This is a genomic window from Dyadobacter sp. HNCC25DJ187 (assembly GCF_056895255.1).
Genome location: NZ_JBXHAT010000001.1, coordinates 2,178,928 through 2,201,686, shown reverse-complemented (window position 1 = coordinate 2,201,686; position 22,759 = coordinate 2,178,928). Strand labels below are relative to the sequence as shown.

Genomic DNA, 22,759 nt, shown 5'->3' with positions numbered 1-22,759 from the left:
ATTACCAGTAGTAACGTCATTAACCAGTTTTTATTTATATCAGGTGATTCCAGATCACATCGTAAACGTCCGTAGCAGGTATCTCTTGAGCAGACAAAGGGTCGTTTGTAATGCAGACAGGATAGTATTCCTTCGCAGCACTTATTCCTCCGTGTGAGCCTTTTACCAATGAAGCATCCAGTGGAATTACATCCATCAGATAGCGGAAGCCCATCAGTTTTCTTGCTAGTTTATAGCCTGCTCTCAGTTTGATGAGCGGATTGGCCGGATCCATAAACATTTCAACAGGATCATATCCCGGTTTACGGTGAATGTCAACCAAATGTGCATAATCCGGGGCTTTAGCGTCGTCATTCCAATAGTAGTAGGTGAACCAGCTATCAGGTTTGGCAACGGCAACCAGATCTCCCGCACGTTCGTGTTCGATATGGTAGGCTTTTTGCTCTTCTCTATCCAGCACCAGTTCGATTCCCGGTGTCTTCAATAAGACTTCTTTTACTCTTTCTTTTACTGAAGGATCGTTCAAATATACATGGGCAATCTGGTGATCGGAGGAAGCAAACGCTTTGGAAGCTCCTGCATCCAGTAATTCATACCAGCGTTCCGTACGTACTGAAATAAGTCCTTCCTTTCTCAGAATACGATTGATATGTATCGGATTAGAAACCGGATTGATACCATATTCAGAGAGCAGGATAATTTTACTGTTTTTAGCTTCGTAGAATGTTACCAGCTCTTCTACCAGCGTATCGATTTCTCCCAGCTCGGTAGCAATTTTGCTGAAATCAGGTCCGAACTTTTGCAGGCAGTAATCCAGATGAGGCAGATAGATCAGCGTGAGTGTAGGATCATGTTTATCATCCACCCACATGGATGCATCAGCGATCCATTTCGAAGATTTGATATTGGCATTCGGTCCCCAGAAACTGAAAAGGGGAAACTGCCCCAAATCTTTCTGTAACTCGTCTCTTAACTCAGGAGGATAGGCGTAACAATCCGGTGCTTTTACACCATCCGCATGGTATTGTGGGCGTGGGGTAACAGAGAAGTCTGCAGTTGAATACATATTATACCACCAAAACATCTTCGAACAGGTAAAATCAGGATTCAGCTTTTTTGCATTATCCCATATTTTATCGCCCTTCACCAGTTTGTTAGATTGCTTCCAGAATTTTATTTCGGAGTCGTCTCTGTCATACCAGCCATTACCAACAATTCCATGGTCTGAAGGCCATTTTCCGGTTACATAGGTACTTTGTGCAGTAGTGGTAACGGCAGGTAATACCGGCTTGATATAAGTCAGCTTTCGTTTTTCAATATATGACTTCAAAAACGGAGTATGCTCTCCGATCAGGTTAGCGCTTAACCCGACAATATTTATGACTACTGTTTTATTCATAACGAAAGATTTTGATCGTCCGAATTCAGGACAGATCGGACAATGTTTTCTTTACCCATTCCATTTCCCTTACAATCGATTCACCAATAGGTTTCTGAATATCTTCCGGCAAAACTCCCCAAGTATAGGTTTCTACTTCAAGAAAAGCAGAGAATGGCTGCTGCTTGTGAATAGCAAGTGTTTTAATGATTTCATTCTGTGTTGAATCCAGAACTCCATAAGAAGAAATAAACAACGGGACGTGAAAATGAACACGCCATTCTTCCTGGTTTTCGTTCCAGTTTTCCAATGCTTCGGTCAGGTCAGGATAGTGACTGCGTGTATGGTCCGCATTTCTGGTAACCACCTGATGCAGATAAACAGGCTCGTTGAAGCTTTCTATTGCTTTCAGTTTGACTTCTTTGTTCTCAGCGAAATCAATTTTTATTGCAGAACTGATCTGAATCCGTCCTATACGAATACCAACCTTATCCAGAGATTGCAGAATAGCTACAGGCTCTTCATAAGCTACGGCAGCATGACAGATGTCGTAGCAAAGTTGAATATGTTTTAGTATCACTTCTCTGGCTACATCAGGATCGAGTTCATGTTTTTCCTGAAGTCTGGCAATTCCTGTTGGCAGTAATATATCACGGTACCAGTTTACAAAGTCATCAACATTATCAAGAATTCCATCCGGTTCAGGTTCGATATCCAGATGAAGCGTCGCGCCGGTTTCTTTTTGAATACGGATCAATTCGTCGAGTACATCAAGAACATGTTCCGTAGCAGCAGCTGCGGCCTTTTCCTTTTCAGCATCATCTTTCCACCACAACCGATAGGAAAGGGGAGGTGTAGAAACGCCGCCATCCATGCCATCGGGTAAGAGTTGCTGCAGAATATTAAAAAGTCTGATTGTGTAATTTAATCTGTCCTTCGTAGTCCAGTCGGGTGTATGTACATCTCCTTTCACAACCGTATTATGGAATCCGCCATAAGGAAAACCATTGATTACGAACACATAAATGTCCTGCTCGTCAAGCCACGTCTTGAACTCAGCCAGTTTTTCCGGCTTACTTAGTTCGAGAGAAGCTTCGTTAGCCACGCGCAGACCTAATCCGAATGGCTGGTCGGCAGAAAGCTGACTTTTGATATAAGGCAGATTATCTCTCAGTGCCTGGAAATGATCATCCCATTTCTCTCCGGGATGTATATTACTGCAATAGGTAAGGTGTCCGTAAGGGGTTAGCATGGTTCAAAGGGCATAGGGGTTTGGGCAAAGGGCTATGGGCTATGGGCTACGATGAAATTTTTTCAGACGTAGCGGTTTCGAGGTAATCTACCGATTTCGCAATAATATCAGCGTCGAGCTCGTGTACTTCCACCCCTTTACCAATTTTTTCAAGAAGCATAATTGTTAATCTGCCTCCCAAATGTTCCCGGAATTCCTGTAATCCGTTTCTTAAATTAATTTTGTCGTTTTCCGCCAACTTAGGATGGTATAGTTCAAAACCTAATTTGGTCAGAAGATCAAGAATACGGTAAAGATCACTTTTGGCTAACATACCAATCTGAACAGCGTAAACGCAATCCAACGCAATCCCAATCGCAACTGCTTCTCCATGGCGTACTTCAAAATTGGTCAGGTATTCCAGTTTGTGAGCTGCCCAGTGACCAAAGTCAAGCGGACGGGAAGAACCAAATTCGAACGGATCTCCACCCGCAATATGATCAGTATGCATTTCAGCACAGCGGTGAATCAGATAGGCCATGGCATTCTGGTCACGGTTCACAAGCTTGGAAGCATTTTCTTCCATCCAGCTGAAAAAACCCGCATCTTTAATCAGGGCGACTTTAATAGCTTCGGATATCCCACCGCGCCAATCACGGTCTTCCAGGCTACGTAAAAAGGTAAGGTCATTAAATACAGCTACAGCCGGAGCGAAAGTGCCCAGGAAATTTTTCTTTCCGTGGAAGTTGATTCCGTTTTTTACACCTACTCCCGAATCGTTCTGAGAAAGAACAGTGGTTGGTATTCTGATGAGCTTGATTCCTCTGTGTGACACAGCGGCTGCATACCCAACCAAGTCCAGTACAGCGCCTCCACCTATGCCGACAACAAAAGAATGACGGTCAATACTGTATATATCTACGGCTCGGCATAGCTTTTCAAAAAGTGCCGGATCATTTTTAGAAGCTTCACCACCAGGTACAAAAATAACGTCTTTCGCTAGTGTTATATCCTGAACCTGATGCTCAAAATAAGATTTAATATCTTGTTCCAGGGTTGGTTGGTGTGCAGCAAAACCTTCATCTACAATGAATAAGGCTTTACGTTGAAATCCCTCTTCTTTATAATTGCTGAAAAAGTCTTTCAGTAAAGGGTTGTTCTGGTGGAATAAATTTTCAGTAAAAAATACCGAATACTGGTATTCAATCTGAAAACGTTGATGTATCGTTTGCATTGAAAAAGGCCTAAGAAATTGGTACTAATAGATAAACGCTAAAAAGAGATTTTTTTACCATGTCAGCGTTGAAATATCTTTATTCTAATATGATTTTAATTGTAAAAAGCACTCGAAGCAGTGATCCGGGAGCCATTAGGTAACAGCGAAAATCTTCGCAAGAAACATAGATAAGGGTAGCAACAGTAAAACCGCAATAGCAACCGGCCATAGTCCGAATGCCATACACCAGGAAGCATTCATCACAATAAGCGATATAACACCGGCCTTCACAGCTTTTCCTATTAATGGCCCTACCGGATTCTGAATTGCATTCCAGAGCGGACGTCCTATGAGCCAGGTGTGGAGCAAGACAAACGGTATTGTATACAGGACATTTCCTTGTTTTTGAGCGATCAAAATTTGAGCCGCCAGCACAACTGCGTACAGAAATGCTGCGATATAAAGTGTTCTTCGTTTTCCACCATGTACTTCATCCTGGCTGATCAGCGTAATAGCTCCAATGTAGGCGATAGGGAGCAGAGCAATCAGTCCCCATTTGTTTATCGCGTCAGGTATAACGCTCATCCCAAGAATGAGATTTCCTCCCCTACACATGCCCATGGTTACAGGTCCCAGCACTGTATGATGTTTGGCAAATCTGTTATATATCACGGTAAGCATGGCAATGGCAATAGCAATGAGCCCGCTTAGTGAGCTGTAAATGGTAGCAGAAAGAATACCAATAAATAAAAGGGTGATGCCCAGCGTCATGGCCGACTGCAAAGGTACTCTACCACTGGGTATGGGTCTTTCCGGTCTTTCTATGCTGTCGAGGCGTGCATCAAATACATCGTTCATCACCACACCTCCTCCGTACAGACCTAAGGTGGAAATAATAAGAGGCAGCGGAGAAAAGTCCGAGAATGTGAACTGGGCAATAGCCATCCCGGCCAGTATATCCGCTACTGCTGTAACAAGATTCGCCGGCCGGGTAAGCTGAAAATAGGATTTTAAATTACTCACGTTATTGGATCAGTAAAGAATTCTTATTGGCAACAGGCTGTTGTCCTCCACGCAGAATAGAATTGCCATGGAATTTGGCAGACAGGTCATTGTTACCTAGCTGGTCAAAATCATTGACATCAATCTGGCCACTTTTACCAAATGCGTCAATCGCATTTTGATAAGTCACTTTTACAATGGTTTCTGTTGAAATACCTCTCATTTTCATGAGCGCGGCGGTTTTAGGAATGGCAAGCGGATCAGATATTCCCCAGTCAGCAGCTGAATTCACCATAATTCGCTCAGGACCGTATTGTTCGACTACTTTTACCATACGCTCGTTACCCATTTTCGTGAAAGGATATATAGTAAAAGCGGCCCAGAAACCCTGATCAAGAACGCTTTTAACCGTTTCTTCATTGTTGTGATCTACAATCACCCAGGAAGGGTCAATTCCGTGTTCCAGTGCAATGGCCATGCTGCGTTCTGTTCCTTTCTTTTTGTCACGGTGTGGTGTATGGATTTGTACAGGTAGCTTTGCCTCTTTTGCCAGTTCCAGTTGCAGACGGAAATATTTTTCTTCTGCCGGAGTCTGGTCATCAAAACCGATTTCGCCAATTCCGACTACACCTTCTTTGTATACATACAAGGGCAAAATTTCCATTACCTGCTCTGCAAGGGGCTCATTATTGGCTTCCCGCGAGTTAAGGCCCATGGTGCAATAATGCTTAATACCGAACTGCGAAGAACGGAATCTTTCCCAGCCAACCAGACTGCTATAATAATCTTTAAAACTGGAAAGGCCTGTACGTGGTTGTCCTACCCAGAAGGCAGGCTCGATCAATGCTACAATACCGGCTTGATACATGGCCTGGTAATCATCTGTGGTACGTGAAACCATGTGGATATGCGGATCAAAAAAGCGCATTCCGCTGATCAGCTCTTTATAGTCGTCCCAGGCGATATCGCGGTGAGCAGGAGCATTGGCAGCATCACTGTCTTCAAAATGGGATGGGTTTGGAATTTGGTTATGGTTGAGGCACATCAGGAGTTCAGGTCTTTGGGTTCAAAATCGGTCCAGGCTATCTGTCCTGAACTTACTTGGTTTTTTAATTCTGGGTACTGCGCTATGAGTAGCAGTGCAGGCTCATAGCCGGATGCTATACAGACAAGCGCAGCAGCATGCCGATTTTCAACGATACCAGATTCGAGCAGTTGGCGCATGTCATCGACAAGCGTCTCATTCAGGAACGGACTGATAAGTCGCCAAACCTGAGCAGGTACCGATCTGCCGGCTGCCCACCGTTCATGTGCAAAGTCGGAAAGTATGAAAGTCAAAGCTTGATTTCGGCGATTATCGATCCCTTCCAGCAGGTGTATTGGTTTGTCGTTGAAGATTGTTTTCATTACCAGCTGATTCCACGCCGCTTCAGAAAAATACATTTCAGGATAAGGATTACGCAATGCAATGGCGTCAAATACGAAACCCATATTAGAGCGGACTGCATCTGTAGCTCTGAACAGCCATTGCTCCGGATAAGACAATAATGGCAGCGCTGAGTAAAGAGATACCAGTTCGTTCAGCTCAGCAGTATCAAACAAGGTATTGATCTGGTTCACATATGCATCTTTATCGGAAGAATCGAGCTGTGTAAGCAACCATACCCTGGCAAGCCTCACCAATGACCAGTCTTTAACCGAAAAGCCGGGCAATTCAATTTGCAAACTAGCTGCGGCTTCTGTCGATGGTTGAATAATAATTTTAGAAAGGAATCTCGGGCAGGCCACAAAAGCGGTCATGACTTCCATAGACTCCGCCCGGCTCTTTTGTTCGAGCCAATTGAGCTCAGCTTCAGTAGTATGCTGGCTGAGAATTTCGAAAAGTGTTCTTGTTATGAAATCTGACATAATTTAAAGTTCATTCTGGTTACAAAGGTGAGTTGTCCCTTGCTGATTTAAAATGACCTGCATCAATCTTTAAAAGCCTCATTGAAACAATAAAGTTTCCCTGATGCAGTAGTTACCAATAGAATGCGTGTGTTAATAACTGTGTGAGCAATTTTTATGTAAGAGAGCCGTCTTTCTGTTCAAGAGATATATTCCTGTGTAAATAAACCAGGATATTTCATATCACTTTTGCCACGGATGCACAAATTTTCACAAATATTTCATTCAAGCGAAGGGTAAAGTAGTGTTCATCTGAGCTTCATTGCCAATTTGATATGCAGGTCAACTGGTAATTTTTTTCGCCACTAATGCCCAGTTTTCAGTTTAAAGAGAGACAATTCGCGTTCATCTGTGTATCCGTGGCAAATCAATTTAGTTATTTTAATGGTTGCCAGGGTATGCATTAAAAGCTAAATTCAAGAATGTCTTGATTATTGAGCAGGTATTCTGTCAATTTTTCGTGCGCTTCCTCAGCTCCCTGCAAGCTCCAGCTGCCGGTGATATGGGTGCCGGATCTGTTCTGTTCACCACGTAATATTCTCAGATCGTGCTGATCAAACAATTCTTCATAGTTTTTGAGCGTCTTTTGCTGATATACGCACATCACCTGATAATTGCGGATCTGACTTTTCTTCCTGATCAGTTTTTGTACTGGCGTGAGTATCACAAGTGAAAGTCCTGCTATCAGAAAGCTCACAATAGAAAGAGAGTAAAGTCCTGCGCCTATTCCCATTCCTAATGCAGCAGTGACCCAAACTATAGCGGCAGTAGTAAGACCTACTACACGGTTATCTGCTCTGAAAATAATTCCTGCTCCAAGGAAACCTATTCCGGTAACAATGTTAGCAGCAATTCTTCCTGCATCAGGACCTGTTTTTGTTGAAATGATGGTGAAAAGGGTAGAGCCTACCGAAATTAAGATAAGCGTTCTTAACCCGGCAGATTTACTTCTGTATTCACGTTCGGTTCCAATAATGGCGCCCAATACAAATGACAGTATCAATTTCACAAAGTCTTCAGCTACAAATTCCATGTCTTGCTATTGTATACCTGATATTAGCTGTTCATTAATTCTTCAATTTCTTCTGGCTCAATTGGAATATTTGCCATCAGATCCGTATTCCCATTCCCGGTAATAAGGATATTATTTTCCAGGCGAATACCCAGTCCTTCTTCTCTGATATAAATACCAGGCTCGCATGTGAAAACCATTCCGGCTTCAAAACGCTGGTATTTATTACCCACATCATGTACATCCAAACCTAAAAAATGCGATGTGCCATGTGGAAAATATTTTTTGTAAGCCGGGGAGTCGGGATCCTGCCTTGCTATATCATCCTTTGTAATTAATCCGAGTCCGATCAGCTCACTTTCCATGATTTTACCTACCTCAATATGATATTCATCCCAGATATTACCTACAACCAACATACTTTTCGCAGCTTTAAAAACACGTAGAACTGCATCATATACTTCACGTTGACGTTTCGTAAATCGGCCGTTTACAGGAATGCTTCTTGTAAGGTCAGATGCATAGTTGGCATACTCTGCTGCCACATCCAGTAACAGCACATCTCCATCCTTACAAGCTTTATTGTTCTCAATGTAATGGAGCACACAAGCATTTTTTCCCGAAGCAACAATCGGCTGATAGGCGAAACCTTTCGATCGGTTACGGACAAACTCATGGATCAGTTCGGCTTCAATTTCATATTCAGAAACACCTGGTTTTACAAATTTTAATAACCTGTTGAAACCTGAAGCTGTGATATTACAAGCTTGCTGCATCAGTTCAATTTCCAAAGGATGCTTGATGGCTCGCAACTGGTGCATCAATGGCGCCAAACGGGACAATTGATGTAAAGGATAACTCTCACGAAAATCCTTTACGTATCTGGTTTCCCGCGTTTGTACAAGCGAACTGTTGCGTGTATGCTCATTCGTATTCAAATAAACATTTTCGGCTACAAAAATAATGTCACTGAATATTCTGTCAAACTGATGTGTCCAATACACCGACTTGATTCCTGAAACATTGACGGCCTGTTCTTTGGTTAGTTTTTCTCCTTCCCAGACGGCAATCATTTCATTGGTTTCCCTTACGAAAAGTACTTCACGGTATTTTTCATCAGGATGGTCGGGAAAAATAAGCAGAATGGTTTCTTCCTGATCTACTCCCGACAAATAGAACAGATCGCTGTTTTGTTTGAAACCCATCGTGCCATCTGCGTTGGTTGGCATGAAATCATTGGCGTGAAGTATTGCCAGGGATTTTGGTTTCAATAAATGGGCAAGCCGTTTCCGGTTTTCGATAAATAAGGCGTTGTTGATCGGGTAATAGCGCATCTGCGGTAAAATTTTGTACCTGGTAATTTATTACGTAAAATTACGTTTATCTTGTTTATTAATTTAGCATGACGCCAAATCTGTCCTTTTAATAAGGAACGTGAAGAGGGTTGATGCCGGAAATTAATACCAGGAATTCCTAACTAATAATCTTTTCATGAAAAAAGTATTTCTACTGGCACTTCTTTTTGCGCCCTTATTTTTATCTGCCAGTCCTAAATACTGGATTTATCTTAAATCCAAAGACCTCAGTGTTGCCCCGGCTATTTCACAACTTACTTTTGAAAACAGACAGAAACTAGGGCTGCCATTATCCGATGAGCTTGATATTCCGGTAAATTCAGCATTTGAGACTATTCTGAAAAACAATTCAATTCAAATAGTTAACCGTTCAAAATGGCTTAATGCAGTATCAGCGGTGATGACCAGTGAGCAAGCTAATCGCGTTCGCTCCCTGGATTTTGTGCAGGATGTGGTGCTTATAGATCCGGGTTTTTATATTGCCAGACAATCTCCTGTAGAAAAAGCACAAATGGCTCCTGTCATGTCACAGGTGCAGGCAAATGCATTTTTGAAAGAAGGACTTTCTGCCAGTAATGTGACGATTGGTGTCATTGATGCCGGTTTCTATGGTGCCGATTCATCTACATCATTAACACATATTTTCTCTAACAAACGCATTTTGGCTATTCGTGACTATGTGAAGCCAGGTCGTGCCGGAAATCTTCTTTTCAGTACTGCTGAATCTTTTTCTGATATGCATGGTACTGAAGTAATGGCTGCGATAAGTGGTCTGGATCATCAGGATGAAATACAATATGGAATGGCTACCAATGCGAAATTCTATCTCGCCCGTACCGACTATTCCCTTCGCGAATACCGTGGCGAGGAAGACAATTGGATTGCCGCTATGGAGTGGATGGATAGCCTGGGCGTAAGACTGATTAATACTTCGCTGGGTTACGCAAAAGGATTCTCGGATCCAAAAGAAAATTATACACCCTCTCAAATGGATGGTAAAACCAGTGCGATCACACGTGCGGCCCAGATTGCATCTGATCAAAAGGGCATCATGATCATTGTATCAGCAGGGAATGAAGGTGATGATAAGGGATGGGGAATTGTTTCGGCTCCGGCAGATGCCAGGGGAGTTTTATCAATAGGTGCTACCAATGCCAAGCTCTGGAATCGTATTGGCTACAGCAGTATCGGCCCGGAGTTTCTCTCTTATGTGAAGCCGAACGTTTCCTGCTTTTCGTTGTATGGTACATCTTTGTCTGCGCCGGTGATTACAGGTTTTGCAGCTTGCCTTCTGCAGGCAAATCCGAAATTGTCCAATAAAGAGCTGATAGATGTAATCGAGAAATCTGCACACCTGTATCCTTATGGTAATAATTTTGTGGGTTATGGCGTACCACTGGCTTCTCGTGCCCTGGCTTTGCTGAAAGCTCCCTACTTACCGGACAATTCAAAAAAGGTAATTGCTAAGGGAAAAACCTGTGAGGTAGAAGTAAACAGCACAGATTCTCTGGTTGCTGTATACAGAAAGAAAAATGAAAAAGATGTGTTATCTCAACAGGTAGCGAAGGTACAGCACGGGAAAATATCACTCAAGCGTCAGAACGGGGAACAATTCACCACCATCGATCTGAAAAATTCAGTAGTTGAGGTGGAATGGAATTGAACTGTTTTGGATGTACTAAAAAACCGGAGCTGTATTAGAGATACTGTTCCGGTTTTTTACGTTACAAATGCTGCAGTTAGCTATGGATTGTATACTTTGGTGAAATATGCTTTTTTACTGTCTATTGATGTGTTATCGAGCACACTGCCGAATTTTTAAGATTATTTTTTATAATTCACGATAGATTTATTTATCTTTATTGCGTTGAAGATAGCCTTTGCGAGAGTCAAATGGCGGTCTGTTATTAGCGAAATTCCTTAATCTAATCACCAAATTCTTACTATAATGAATACTTCTCGCAGGGATGTCTTAAAAATGGCCGGGGTTGCACTGGCTGGTACTGCTCTTCCTACTATTGCTATATTGAATCCGAACCGTGCATTTGCAGGAGTGAATAACGAAACTTTGAAAGTAGGGTTAATCGGATGCGGAGGCCGTGGATCCGGTGCTGCCAATCAGGCGCTGAAGGCAGACTCTAACGTGGTACTTCATGCAATGGGAGATATCTTCAAAGATAAACTGGATGCATCACTTGCCAACCTGACGAAGGTTCATGGAAATAAAGTGAAGGTGGATGAAGGACATCGGTTTATAGGATTTGATGCATTTAAAAAAGTATTGGATTCGGGTGTTGATGTGGTTATTCTTGCCACACCTCCACATTTCCGTCCGGAACATTTAACGGCAGCGATTAATGCAGGTAAGCACGTGTTCTGCGAGAAACCAGTAGCTGTCGATGCTCCAGGTGTACGTAAGGTTTTGGATGCTGCTAAGTTGGCAAAACAAAAGAATGTATCTCTGATGTCAGGTTTCTGCTGGAGATACCATGAGCCAAAACGTGCTATTTTCGGGAAAATTCTGGATGGTACAGTAGGTGACATTTCTGCAATCTATAATACGTACGATACAGGTTCGCTATGGTCGTTCCCGCGCCAGACTGGCTGGACAGATGCTGAATATGTGCTGCGTAACTGGACTTACTATACCTGGCTGGCTGGTGACCACATTGTAGAACAGGCAGTACATAGTATTGATATGATGTCGTGGGCATTTGGTGGAAAATTGCCAATATCAGCGACCGGTACAGGTGGACGCCAGGTAAGAACAGATTCTCTTTACGGAAATATATTTGATCACTTCGCAGTAACCTACGAATACGAAAACGGAGCAAAAGGCTTCCACCACTCTCGTCAGCAAGATAATTGCGAAAAGAGCTATTTGGTCGAAACACTTGGAACAAAAGGACGTGCAATGGCCAACTGCGCCAGAAACGTACACGAAATATATGGTCAGAATCCATGGAAGTATGATGGAGCTCAGAACGATATGTACCAAACGGAACATAACGAGCTGTTTGCTTCAATCCGTAGCGGTAAACTGATCAATGATGGAGAATACATGGCCCAAAGCACTTTGTTGGCGATCATGGGAAGGATGGCTGCATATACCGGTAAACGTGTAACCTGGGATGAAGCCATGAATTCTACTGAAAAGCTTGGTCCGGATACATATAGCTTCGACATGAAACCGCCGGTGGTGGAAGTGGCTCGTCCAGGTATCACTTCATTCTCATAAATCACTTTCTTCTACCAGAAACTCGTTTGAAATGATGGAAAGAAGGGATTTCCTCAGAAACAGCGCGTTAGTTGCCGGAGCTGCTATAGTTGGCTCGGCAGCTAATGCCACAGATATTATACCATCTCCATCAGAACTCACGAACGCGGCGGCCCGGCCGATGGTGAAGAAGAGCCTGAAATGGGGCATGGTGAAAGAAGATTTGTCCATCATGGATAAATTCAAATTACTGAAAGATCTTGGATATGATGGTGTGGAACTGGATTCGCCGGATAAACTGGATATGAAAGAGGTGCTGGCCGCCAGGGATAAAACCGGACTGGAATTACCAGGAACGGTAAACTCCATGCACTGGAAACTACCTTTGTCGGATCCGGATCCAAAAAAACGCGAAGAATGTGTGAAATCTATTGAAAAAGCACTTCGGGATACCAAACAATATGGTGGTACAACGGTATTGGTGGTACCCGGCGTAGTGAATGCCAATGTTACTTATGCAGAGGCTTATGAACGTTCGCAAAAAGAGATTCGTAAACTGCTGCCCGTTGCGGAAGAAACAGGTGTTAAAATAGCATTTGAAAATGTATGGAATCAGTTTTTAATCAGTCCGCTGGAGGCTGCCAGATATGTCGATGAATTTAATCACCCCATGGTGGGCTGGTATTTTGACGTAGGTAATGTACTCCGTTATGGATGGCCTGTTTCATGGATTGAAGCGCTTGATAAACGCATCTTAAAACTGGATCTGAAAGAGTTCAGCTTCAAAAAGCAAAATGATCTAGGACTTTGGAAAGGATTCGATGTGGAATTTATGGAAGGTGACTGCAATTGGCCGGAAGTAAATAAAGCTTTACAAAAGATCGGTTATTCAGGGTGGGCTTCGGCTGAAGTGGCTGGGGGCGATAGAAAACGGCTGCTTACCATCCGCGAAAAAATGGATGAGGTTTTCAAAGCATAATCTCAGTATTTAAAGTACTGAACATAGAATGCCAGGGGAATTCCCTGGCATTCTATGTTTTTATTATTTCTTACGGCTCAAAGTTCGTCTGTAAGCTTTAATGGTGGTTATTCTCAATTCCCCATTGTCAATAAAAACTTTCTTATATTCTTTAAACTCGTTTTCTTTTCCTTTAAATCCAACAATACAGGACAGATCTTCACTTCCCTTTTGGAGTTCAATAACAGGCATCACCCCGAAATCGGGCAGAGTAAGTGTATCTTTCACTTGTAGTTCTTTGTAGCGGATCTTCAACAGATACTGAAATGTCTTTTCTGTTTCAAAAGCATCGACTGAAAACTTCCAGTCGTTGAGTTTGTCTTTATCGGCAACAGGTTCCGTGTAGCTTGCGACGGCTTCTGTCTTAACGGTGGCTCGGTTTTCGGGGATCGTATCATTCACAATCGTTATTCCGCCTTTATCCGTGTCAGTTTTATTTTCCTTACCACATGCTATTGCAAGAAATCCCACCAACAGAATACTGTATTTTTTTATCATCATATAGAAAAGTTAGAGCGTGCAGGCATAAAGATAGAAAGCTGTCATCAATTTGTGCTATTTTACAGCCAATTTGGATCTTGATTTAAACATAGGATAATATCCTTAGTCAGATTCGAGGAAATATTCCTAAAAAACCAGACCATCCCGCAGTAATCTTCTATGGCATTAAACTACATTTTCGTAGCCTTTTTTGTAATTGCTTTTTTCATTGCCTTTCTGAAATTCATCATGACGGGCGATGTGCAAACCTTCAAATCTATTACTGAAGGAATGCTGGAGATGTCCAAAATTGCCGTGATGGATATTGCACTGCCGCTGACGGGGGTGATGACTTTCTTTTTAGGGATTTTAAACGTGGGAGAAAAGGCAGGAATTATCAATGCATTAGCCCGGATAATCGGCCCATTTTTTAATAAATTATTTCCTGAAGTACCTAAAGATCACCCGGCGAACGGACAGATGATCATGAATTTTTCTGCCAATATGCTCGGGCTGGATAATGCGGCCACTCCCTTTGGACTCAAAGCGATGCAAAGTTTGCAGGAACTTAATCCAAGCAAGGATACGGCCTCCAATGCACAGATCATGTTTTTGGTATTACATACCTCAGGTCTGCAAATCATCCCTCTGTCTATCATTGCGCAACGCGCTATTCTGGGTGCGCAGAGTCCGTCTGATGTATTCATTCCATGTGTGGTCGGTACCTATGTCACTACAGTCGCGGCAATGCTCATAACTGCTGCCTGGCAGCGAACCAACCTGTTCAATAAGTCTGTGATGTTGGGATTGGGCAGTATCACCACGGTAATGGGATTACTGCTCTGGTATTTGTCGGGATTGCCGAAAGAACAGATAGAAACCATCTCAGTTTTTACAGGTAATTCTGTTTTGCTGGGCGTAGTTGCAGGATTTCTGTTATGGGGAATGGTGAAAAAAGTGAATGTATTTGAGACTTTCATTGAAGGAGCAAAGGCTGGATTTACCACCACTGTTACGATTATTCCTTACCTGGTAGGGCTGCTGGTTGCTATCAGTGCATTCAGGGCATGCGGAGCGATGGATTATCTGATTGATTTTATGAAATGGATGTTTTCATTTTCCGGTTTCAATACTGACTTTACCGACGCACTACCGGTAGCTTTGATGAAGCCCTTGAGCGGAAGTGGCGCCCGCGCACTGATGATTGATGCCATGAAAGAATTCGGGCCCGATTCATTTGTGGGTCGGTTGGTGTGCATTTTTCAGGGATCAGCTGATACTACTTTATACATTGTTGCTCTTTATTTTGGTTCTGTCGGCATCAAGAATACCCGGTATGCGATCGTTGCCGGACTCATTGCCGACCTGATCGGGGTATTGGCAGGTATATGGCTCGGTTATCTGTTTTTTCATTCCTGATAAACGTACATATCACCCTTTACCCAGATATGCAACCGTCCGTACAAAATGGATGGTTGTTTTTTATTACAACGTGTAATATTGATTATCAAACTTATATAAGCATGACTAAATCGTTACGAAAATCCGTTCTTGTCGCTCTGATCATTGCTGGATTTACCTCGTTTCAATCTGTTTCGGCACAGACAAAAGTCCAGCAGGCACCTAATACGTATTCTTTGGAAGACTGTATACGGATTGCACTGGAAACAAATCCGGAAGTGAAAATTACCGAATTACAGGTTGCTTCTAACGAAAACATCCTGAATCAGTCACGCTGGCAACGGTGGCCGAGCCTCAGTTTTAGTGCTGGTCAGGGATTTAGCTCCGGTCGTAATATTGACCCTTTTACCAACACTTATGTACAGCAAAGTGTCAATTCTACGAACTACCAGCTGGGCGCGTCCTTAGCATTGTTCAACGGAATGCAGCTACACAATACCATTAAAAGAAATGTCACTAATTTAAAGGCAAGTCAAAAAGATCTTGATGCATCGCGTAACGATTTGATGCTGAATGTAGCTTTGGCTTACCTGCAGGTAATCTCAAATGAAGAGTTGATCGAAGTTGCCCGGAGACAGGTGGATGCATCTGTTTTGCAGGTTGATCGTACTGGTAAACTTGTTCAGGCCGGAACACTTGCAGAAAGCAATCTGTTCGATTTGAAATCACAGCTGGCTAATGATGAACTGAGTTTGGTAAATGCTGAGAATAACCTGGAAACAGCTAAGTTAAATCTGAAGCAGCTGATGAATATGCCGGGAAGTGAGCCGATTTTTCTTGTTAAAATTGCTGTGAGCGATCCATCATTACAGCCATATGACGCGGGTATTCAGGAAATTTATGATGTGGCTTTGGGGAATCTTCCCCAAATGAAAGCAGCGCAATTGAGGGTGGAATCAGCACGACAGAATATTGATATTGCGAAAGGCGTTGCAATGCCTTCTCTGAGCTTGAATGCAGGTATGGGGACCAATTACTCCAGTGTGGCCCCAAGGCAGCGTTTTGTAGCAGATGGTACAGGAAGTACAACGATTGAAGTGCCTTCCACAACAAATTTCGTTTCTTATCAGGGGATTACGGTTCCTGTGATTCAGCGTGTAACAACACCTAACGGACGTCTTCAGGATTTTGGATACTTCAACCAGCTGGACGGTAACCGGAACTCAGCCATCAGTTTAAGTTTACGTATTCCAATCTTCAGTCAGTTTCAGGTGAGATACAATGTGGCGAATGCTAAGTTACAGCAGAAAAATGCAGAGTATCAATCTCAACAGGTTCAGTTGTCGATTCGTAGAAATGTAGAACAGGCCTACATTGATATGACCAATTCGGCAAAGCGTTATTCTGCAACGGCTAATCAGGTACAGGCGTTGGTGGAAAGTTTTCGTGTAGCGCAGGTTCGCTTTGATGTTGGTGCGATCAATTCAGTAGAATACAACATCGCGAAGGCTAATCTCGACAGAGCGAATGCGAATCTGATCCAGACAAGATATGACTATGTCTTCAGAACAAAAGTGCTGGACTTCTATATGAATCGGCCGTTGTCGGATTTCTAAGCTGAACATCAATATTTCTTACGAGTACCCTTTACAATATTAATCTGCAAACGAATAACAATATGGCGCGTAAATCTTCAAATAAAATATGGTGGATTACCGGAGGTATTCTGCTTGTGTTGGTAGTCGGACTATTCGGGGCCAAACAGGCGGGACTGATCGGTAAACCGAAAACGACCGAAGTAGAATATGCTACAGTAAAACGTAACGACATCATTGAACGCGTCACTGCCTCAGGAAAAGTACAGCCGGAAGTAGAGGTAAAGTTGAGCCCGGATGTATCGGGTGAAATCATTAGTCTGAATGTAGCAGAAGGGGACTCGGTTGTGAAAGGACAACTGCTATTAAAGATCAGACCGGATAATTACGAGTCGCTGATGGCCCGTGCACAGGCATCTGTCAATTCCAGCAAAGCGAATTACGAACAAACCAAAGCCATGGTAATGCAGGCTGAATCGCGGTTAATTCAGGCAAAGGCAAATTTTGACAGGAATAAAAAACTGTATAACGACAAAGTGATTTCGGCTTCGGATTTCGAAACCTTTGAATCCAATTATGCGGTAGCGCAGCAGGATGTGGCATCTGCCAAATCCAACGTTTCAGCAGCATTATTTAATATTAAAAATGCAGAAGCCGGAATGAGAGATGCGGCAGAAAACCTGCGTAAGACAACTATTTTTGCACCTGTTAGCGGTATTGTTTCTTTATTGAATGTGGAAGTAGGGGAACGCGTGGTAGGTACATCACAAATGGCCGGTACTGAAATGATGCGTATTGCTAATCTGAGCAATATGGAGGTTCGTGTCAATGTCAATGAAAACGATATCGTTCGGGTTTCAATTGGTGATACGGCAGAGATTGATGTAGATGCCTACAATGCCTCAGGCCGTAAATTCAAAGGCATTGTCAAAGAAATTGCGAATACTGCCGCTGGTTTAGCTTCCAGCACTGCCACAGCAAGTGTTTCAGCAGATGCTGTTACTGAATTTCAGGTGAAGGTGAAAATCCTGAACGAATCTTTTAGTGATCTGATGGGTACACGTGCAAAAAAATCCTACCCTTTTAAGCCGGGGATGACTGCTTCGGTCGAGATCATTACAGAACGTAAAAACGGAGTGGTTTCTGTCCCTATTGCAGCTGTAACAACGAGAAACAACACACCGGCCGCTCCTGTTGAAGAAGGTGCAGACGACAGCAAAAAAAGCAAAGCTCCGGTTGTTGTGAAAGAGGTGGTGTTTGTTGATGTGAAGGGAAAAGCTGAAATGCGCGAAGTAAAAACCGGTATCAGTGATTTTGAAAACATTGAGATTGTCTCAGGTGTGAAAGAAGGAGATCAGATCATATCCGGACCTTATATTGTTGTGTCTAAAAATCTGAATGCCGGTGACCTTGTAGAGAAAAAGAAAGAAGAAGTGAAAAAAGACGAGAAAAAATCAAATGAAAAGTCTAACTGATACGTTGTAAAACTGTAATAAGTTCGATTTAGTTTAGGTTAAAAGAGAAATCCTTGCGGCTTTGCTGCAAGGATTTTTTATTTAACTGTCGAAATGCTTAGAATCGGGAGCTCAATCCCAAATTGATAATTCCTTTATATCCATAGCCGATTTCTGCAAATATGCCGGTTTGTTTTCCCGCTCTCACACCAAACGGGGTTATCTGGAATGTGGGATACATAAATGTTTCGTATTGATTTGTTGCAAGATCCAGCCGTCTTTCGCGAACAAGTACGCTACCTCCGCCAGCAAAATAATAAAGTTCAATGTTAGGTTTAGAAACGTAGTTGAATTTAGCTTCAAAACTCAATATGTAACTTTTATGACGATAATTGAACCGCTCTGCAAACAGATATTTTTTACTGGCATCTCCCCATCCCAGACCAGCATTTACACTCACTGCCAGTTTTTTATTAGTCTGGTATCTGTAAGTAGCCGATACCTTTTTCGAAAAGGCAACTTTTCTGATTGGTTCGCGCAGTAGTGTTCGACCCATGTTAAGCAGGATGTCTGTAGCAATCTGGTTTCTGGCTAAAGGGCCAAAACTGATCTGCAATTCTTCCCTGTCCGGAGTTTGAGAAAATGTACTGGCGGAAAAAAACAGATATGTTATTACTGTAGTTAAGAGTCTCGATTTCATAATTTCCCTGATGTTTGACATTATATAATCCGTACTTCTTCAGAGGTTACTCTGAAATTGCGATTGTATTCCTACTGTCAAAACCTTGAACTGAGTCCCAGATTGGCAATTCCTTTATATCCATAACCGATTTCCACAAATGCTGCTATCTTTTTGCCTGCCCGTAGTCCTATTGGGGTAAGTTGAGTTGTTGGATTGGTGTAAAGCTGCGAGGCAACGGATTCACCATTCATGATCGTTTTGTTTTCATGGAAAATGATACCTGCGCCAGCAAAGAAATAAAGCTCAAATGCTGGTTTTTTGAAGTAACTGAATCTAGGTTCAAAGGCAGTTACAATACTTGTGTGATGTAATTCAATATTCTGATTTTTCGATAACTGTCCGTTCAATAAAGACGCTGAAAAGCCCAGGTTCAATCTGCGGGGAGTTTTATATCGATATGAAATTTGATAAGAGTTGGAAAAATGAAAATCCTGGTGAAACGACTTTGATGCCAAACTGGTGATGTCGGAGTAGAAAAGTGGTCGGGCTAAGGGGCTATATCCGACTTGAATCTCATGTCGTGCCTCAGGAGTTTGTGCATAGCTACATGTTGTAATAGCTACAAAATAAGAGATTAACAGTAAGCACTTTTTCATAACAATTATTTTTCATTGAGATGAGTAGGTACAATTTATAAGTAGAATTCCGGGAACAAAGTAAATTGTTCTTGTAATATTTATATCTTGTCCTCTGACATTAGTTCGCCTTGTCGTACGACAAGATTTTGGCTCATTTTTAAATCTGGTTTGTTCAATTAGTTATTTAAACTTGAACATTTGAATGACTATGAAAAACGAAAAATTACCGCTGCACCAACTACTTGAAGCCATTGATACACCTCGTTTTGAAGGTTTAAAAGAACATTTTACACATTTATTTACACCCACATTTCTACGAAAGGGGAGAGTGCTCGTGGATATTGGTCAGGTCAATAATGCCATCTATTTTATCAAATCCGGTGTGATCAGGTCTTATTACTTGAAGGGTTCCGAGGATATTACATCACGATTGATTGCTGAAGGTGAAATTGCCTGCGTAGCTGAAAGTTTCTTTTCTCAGCAGGTATCGGATGAGGTAATGGAAACCCTGGAAGATACCATGGTATATTCAATTTCATACGAAGGATACCGTAAAATGGCGCAGGAGGATATACTCATCGCACAATTGATGATCCAGTTGCTGGAACAGCGTCTTGTTAGTTTTAGCGAACGGGTACGGCTTTTCAAATATTTATCAGTAGAAAAAAGGATTGAATACTATATCAATCAACCTAATTCTCTTTTTCGAAGAGTGCCTGATCATTACATTGCTACATACCTGGGAACTACGTCCGCAACATTCAGCAGATGTTTAAAAACGGCCAGTTTTGATAAAATTCAACATTAAGCAGTTTATTTGTAGTTTCCTTTTTACCTTAATTTCCGGGAAAGGAAAAGTAACAGACAAACAGAAACGATGAGTTTTTTAAGTAATACAAAAATTGCGGTAATTGGCGGAGGAAGCTGGGCTACTGCATTGATCAAAATACTTTGTGAACAATCCAATGTCCAAATCCGCTGGTGGCTCCGCAATCAGGATGATATCAACCATATCCGTAAGTTTCATCACAATCCGAGTTATCTGAGTGATGTACATTTGTCTCCAAAAAAAATTAAGGTTTTTGAGAAGACAACCGATGCGGTAAAAGGAGCCGATTATATCATTCTGGCGGTTCCCGCGGCGTTTGTACAGGAATCATTGCAAGGGCTTTCCGAAAAGCATTTTAAAGGAAAACGTGTAGTATCTGCCATTAAGGGCATGATTCCTGAAAAGAATATACTGGTGACAGACTGGGTAGCTGAAAAGTACAATGTTCCGCTCTCTGATACTTGTGTAATAGCCGGTCCTTGCCATGCAGAAGAAGTGGCTTTGGAAAAACAATCTTACCTGACCATTGCTTCTATTGACCATACAACTGCTGAGGAATTTGCTAAACTGATGACCTGCCGGTTTGTTACGGCCAATCCGCTGGAAGATTTGTATGGCGTAGAATATGCCGCAGTGATGAAAAATATTGTGGCACTCGCTTGTGGGATCACCCACGGACTAGGTTACGGTGATAATTTTCAGGCAGTACTTGTTTCCAACGCCATGCAGGAAATCGGGCGTTTTGTAACGGCACTGGACCCTCGCGAACGTGAAATCAGCTCATCAGCTTATCTGGGAGACTTACTCGTAACTTCTTATTCTCAATTTAGTCGTAACCGGCTTTTTGGTAATATGATTGGTCGGGGATATAGCGTAAAAGCGGCTCAATTGGAGATGAAAATGATCGCTGAGGGGTATTATGCCACTCGGAGTATTATGGAGATGAATAAATCTTATCATGTCAATATTCCTATTACTACTGCTGTTTACAGTATTCTTTACGATGAACAGGCTCCCGCAGGTGTGATGGAGGAATTGAAAAAAAACCTGAAATAGTAGCCTGTTGGTGTTACCTGATCGTATTGGATATTTACATCCAAACCCACATTCATGATGAATTTATCTGTTTTCAAATCTGGTCGGTATATAGCTTTATCAATACTTGTAGCATCTTGTTTGTCATGTAATTCCAACACAAAGAACTCTGATGAAGGAAATTCTGCTGATTCAGTAAAAGTCGAAAAAAGCTTTGTTTTTGGAGACGACAGGCCGTTTGCACAATGTCATGCTTCTACTTTGGTCAGGTTGGATGATGGTCAGTTTCTGATAGCATGGTTTGGTGGAACAGAAGAGAAAAATCCGGATGTAGGCATATGGCTTTCCAAGGGACAACCCGGCAACTGGAGTGCGCCTAAAGAAATTGCTAAAATTCGGGAAGATGCACACTGGAATCCGGTTTTACAAAAAACAGCAGATGGTAAAGTAATCCTCTATTTTAAGGTAGGGAAGGAAATATCACACTGGGAAACCTGGGTGCAAACTTCGGAAGATGGTGGTAACAGCTGGTCGAAGGCTCACGAACTTGTAAAAGGTGATAAAGGCGGGCGCGGCCCTGTGAAGGATAAATTGATTGAACTGGCTGACGGTACCTGGCTGGCTGGTGCATCCAATGAAGTGGGCCGCTGGGAAGTATTTGTAGACCGGAGTGAGGATCAGGGAAAGACCTGGAAGGCTAGTCCTTACTTCAAAATTGATACAACCGAAATTAAAGGAAAAGGAGCTATACAACCCACATTATGGGAATCTAAACCCGGAACCGTTCATATGCTTATGCGTACCACAGGAGGGGTTATTGGCAGAAGTGATTCCTACGACAACGGTAAAACGTGGTCTGAAATCAAAAAAACAAATTTGCCTAATCCGAACAGTGGCATAGACGCCGCTAAACTTGCAGATGGAACCATTGCATTAACATATAATCCTGATAAGGAAAACTGGGGCTCCCGTTCACCGTTGTCCCTGACACTTTCCCACGACAACGGAAAAACCTGGACCGATGAGTTTGACCTTGACAAAGGCAAAAAAGAAGATGAGTTTTCATATCCCGCCATCATAAGCTGGGGTGATTCTGTTGCCGTGACCTACACCTGGAACAGACAGAAGATAGCTTTCTGGAAAGGTAGTAAAGCTGATATCGTCCGACTCGCCGCCGCTCATAAATAAATCAACTCTTGTAATAGTATAACTAACTCTACTGTAGAAATAGAGTAATCGGCTCCATCTTATATCATATTACCACGATTT

The 22,759-nt window shown here is 42.4% G+C and carries 20 protein-coding genes; 9 read left to right on the top strand and 11 right to left on the bottom strand.

Features of this window, described 5'->3' with window-relative positions:
- Positions 1–34: 34 nt before the first annotated feature.
- From AC1XUE_RS09095 to AC1XUE_RS09060, 8 genes are all read right to left on the bottom strand, one after another.
- The gene (locus AC1XUE_RS09095) at positions 35–1,399 is read right to left on the bottom strand and encodes an alkaline phosphatase family protein (RefSeq protein WP_483355619.1); all 1,365 of its coding nucleotides are present in this window, start codon (positions 1,397–1,399) and stop codon (positions 35–37) included.
- Between the two features lie 25 nt (positions 1,400–1,424).
- Positions 1,425–2,630, bottom strand: coding sequence for a metabolite traffic protein EboE (eboE, locus tag AC1XUE_RS09090; protein ID WP_483355618.1), 1,206 nt, complete (start codon positions 2,628–2,630; stop codon positions 1,425–1,427).
- 46 nt (positions 2,631–2,676) lie between these two features.
- A complete protein-coding gene (locus tag AC1XUE_RS09085) occupies positions 2,677–3,843 on the bottom strand; it encodes a 3-dehydroquinate synthase (protein WP_483355617.1) in 1,167 nt (388 codons plus the stop codon).
- Between the two features lie 135 nt (positions 3,844–3,978).
- Positions 3,979–4,848 carry a UbiA-like protein EboC gene (eboC, locus tag AC1XUE_RS09080; RefSeq protein ID WP_483355616.1) on the bottom strand — a complete coding sequence of 290 codons (870 nt, stop codon included), beginning with the start codon at positions 4,846–4,848 and terminating at the stop codon, positions 3,979–3,981.
- A gap of 1 nt (position 4,849) precedes the next feature.
- Positions 4,850–5,872 (bottom strand): TatD family hydrolase, encoded by a 1,023-nt coding sequence (locus tag AC1XUE_RS09075; protein ID WP_483355615.1) that lies wholly within the window; start codon positions 5,870–5,872, stop codon positions 4,850–4,852.
- Positions 5,872–6,735, bottom strand: coding sequence for an EboA domain-containing protein (locus AC1XUE_RS09070; RefSeq protein ID WP_483355614.1), 864 nt, complete (start codon positions 6,733–6,735; stop codon positions 5,872–5,874). The genes AC1XUE_RS09075 and AC1XUE_RS09070 overlap by 1 nt, the downstream gene beginning before the upstream one ends.
- A 442-nt stretch (positions 6,736–7,177) precedes the next feature.
- The gene (locus tag AC1XUE_RS09065; protein WP_483355613.1) at positions 7,178–7,807 is read right to left on the bottom strand and encodes an MgtC/SapB family protein; all 630 of its coding nucleotides are present in this window, start codon (positions 7,805–7,807) and stop codon (positions 7,178–7,180) included.
- 23 nt (positions 7,808–7,830) lie between these two features.
- The gene (locus AC1XUE_RS09060) at positions 7,831–9,120 is read right to left on the bottom strand and encodes an aminopeptidase P family protein (RefSeq protein ID WP_483355612.1); all 1,290 of its coding nucleotides are present in this window, start codon (positions 9,118–9,120) and stop codon (positions 7,831–7,833) included.
- A gap of 157 nt (positions 9,121–9,277) precedes the next feature.
- On the opposite strand from AC1XUE_RS09060, the gene AC1XUE_RS09055 reads away from it, so the two are divergent.
- The 3 genes from AC1XUE_RS09055 (at position 9,278) to AC1XUE_RS09045 (ending at position 13,337) form a co-directional block, all read left to right on the top strand.
- The gene (locus AC1XUE_RS09055) at positions 9,278–10,804 is read left to right on the top strand and encodes a S8 family serine peptidase (RefSeq protein ID WP_483355611.1); all 1,527 of its coding nucleotides are present in this window, start codon (positions 9,278–9,280) and stop codon (positions 10,802–10,804) included.
- Positions 10,805–11,119: 315 nt separating this feature from the next.
- On the top strand, positions 11,120–12,379 hold the full coding sequence (locus AC1XUE_RS09050; protein ID WP_483356013.1) for a Gfo/Idh/MocA family protein: 1,260 nt from the start codon (positions 11,120–11,122) through the stop codon (positions 12,377–12,379).
- A 31-nt stretch (positions 12,380–12,410) separates the two neighbouring features.
- A complete protein-coding gene (locus AC1XUE_RS09045) occupies positions 12,411–13,337 on the top strand; it encodes a sugar phosphate isomerase/epimerase family protein (RefSeq protein ID WP_483355610.1) in 927 nt (308 codons plus the stop codon).
- Positions 13,338–13,400: 63 nt separating this feature from the next.
- On the opposite strand, the gene AC1XUE_RS09040 is transcribed toward AC1XUE_RS09045, so the two are convergent.
- Positions 13,401–13,877 (bottom strand): hypothetical protein, encoded by a 477-nt coding sequence (locus AC1XUE_RS09040; RefSeq protein WP_483355609.1) that lies wholly within the window; start codon positions 13,875–13,877, stop codon positions 13,401–13,403.
- A gap of 159 nt (positions 13,878–14,036) precedes the next feature.
- Between AC1XUE_RS09040 and AC1XUE_RS09035 the strand changes: the two genes are divergently transcribed.
- The 3 genes from AC1XUE_RS09035 (at position 14,037) to AC1XUE_RS09025 (ending at position 18,327) form a co-directional block, all read left to right on the top strand.
- A complete protein-coding gene (locus AC1XUE_RS09035) occupies positions 14,037–15,275 on the top strand; it encodes a nucleoside recognition domain-containing protein (RefSeq protein ID WP_483355608.1) in 1,239 nt (412 codons plus the stop codon).
- A 104-nt stretch (positions 15,276–15,379) separates the two neighbouring features.
- A complete protein-coding gene (locus AC1XUE_RS09030; RefSeq protein WP_483355607.1) occupies positions 15,380–16,873 on the top strand; it encodes a TolC family protein in 1,494 nt (497 codons plus the stop codon).
- Positions 16,874–16,935: 62 nt separating this feature from the next.
- Positions 16,936–18,327 carry an efflux RND transporter periplasmic adaptor subunit gene (locus AC1XUE_RS09025; RefSeq protein WP_483355606.1) on the top strand — a complete coding sequence of 464 codons (1,392 nt, stop codon included), beginning with the start codon at positions 16,936–16,938 and terminating at the stop codon, positions 18,325–18,327.
- A gap of 97 nt (positions 18,328–18,424) precedes the next feature.
- Here AC1XUE_RS09025 and AC1XUE_RS09020 read toward each other — a convergent pair whose 3' ends face one another.
- Both AC1XUE_RS09020 and AC1XUE_RS09015 read right to left on the bottom strand, forming a co-directional pair.
- Positions 18,425–19,006 (bottom strand): hypothetical protein, encoded by a 582-nt coding sequence (locus AC1XUE_RS09020; RefSeq protein ID WP_483355605.1) that lies wholly within the window; start codon positions 19,004–19,006, stop codon positions 18,425–18,427.
- A gap of 77 nt (positions 19,007–19,083) precedes the next feature.
- Complete coding sequence (locus AC1XUE_RS09015) at positions 19,084–19,644, bottom strand: hypothetical protein (RefSeq protein ID WP_483355604.1); 561 nt, start codon at positions 19,642–19,644, stop codon at positions 19,084–19,086.
- A 190-nt stretch (positions 19,645–19,834) separates the two neighbouring features.
- Here AC1XUE_RS09015 and AC1XUE_RS09010 point away from each other — a divergent pair, with 190 nt between their 5' ends.
- From AC1XUE_RS09010 to AC1XUE_RS09000, 3 genes are all read left to right on the top strand, one after another.
- Complete coding sequence (locus tag AC1XUE_RS09010; protein ID WP_483355603.1) at positions 19,835–20,434, top strand: Crp/Fnr family transcriptional regulator; 600 nt, start codon at positions 19,835–19,837, stop codon at positions 20,432–20,434.
- Positions 20,435–20,503: 69 nt separating this feature from the next.
- Positions 20,504–21,511, top strand: a complete 1,008-nt coding sequence (locus AC1XUE_RS09005; RefSeq protein ID WP_483355602.1) for an NAD(P)H-dependent glycerol-3-phosphate dehydrogenase — start codon at positions 20,504–20,506, stop codon at positions 21,509–21,511.
- Positions 21,512–21,565: 54 nt separating this feature from the next.
- On the top strand, positions 21,566–22,678 hold the full coding sequence (locus AC1XUE_RS09000; protein ID WP_483355601.1) for a sialidase family protein: 1,113 nt from the start codon (positions 21,566–21,568) through the stop codon (positions 22,676–22,678).
- Positions 22,679–22,759 lie beyond the last annotated feature (81 nt).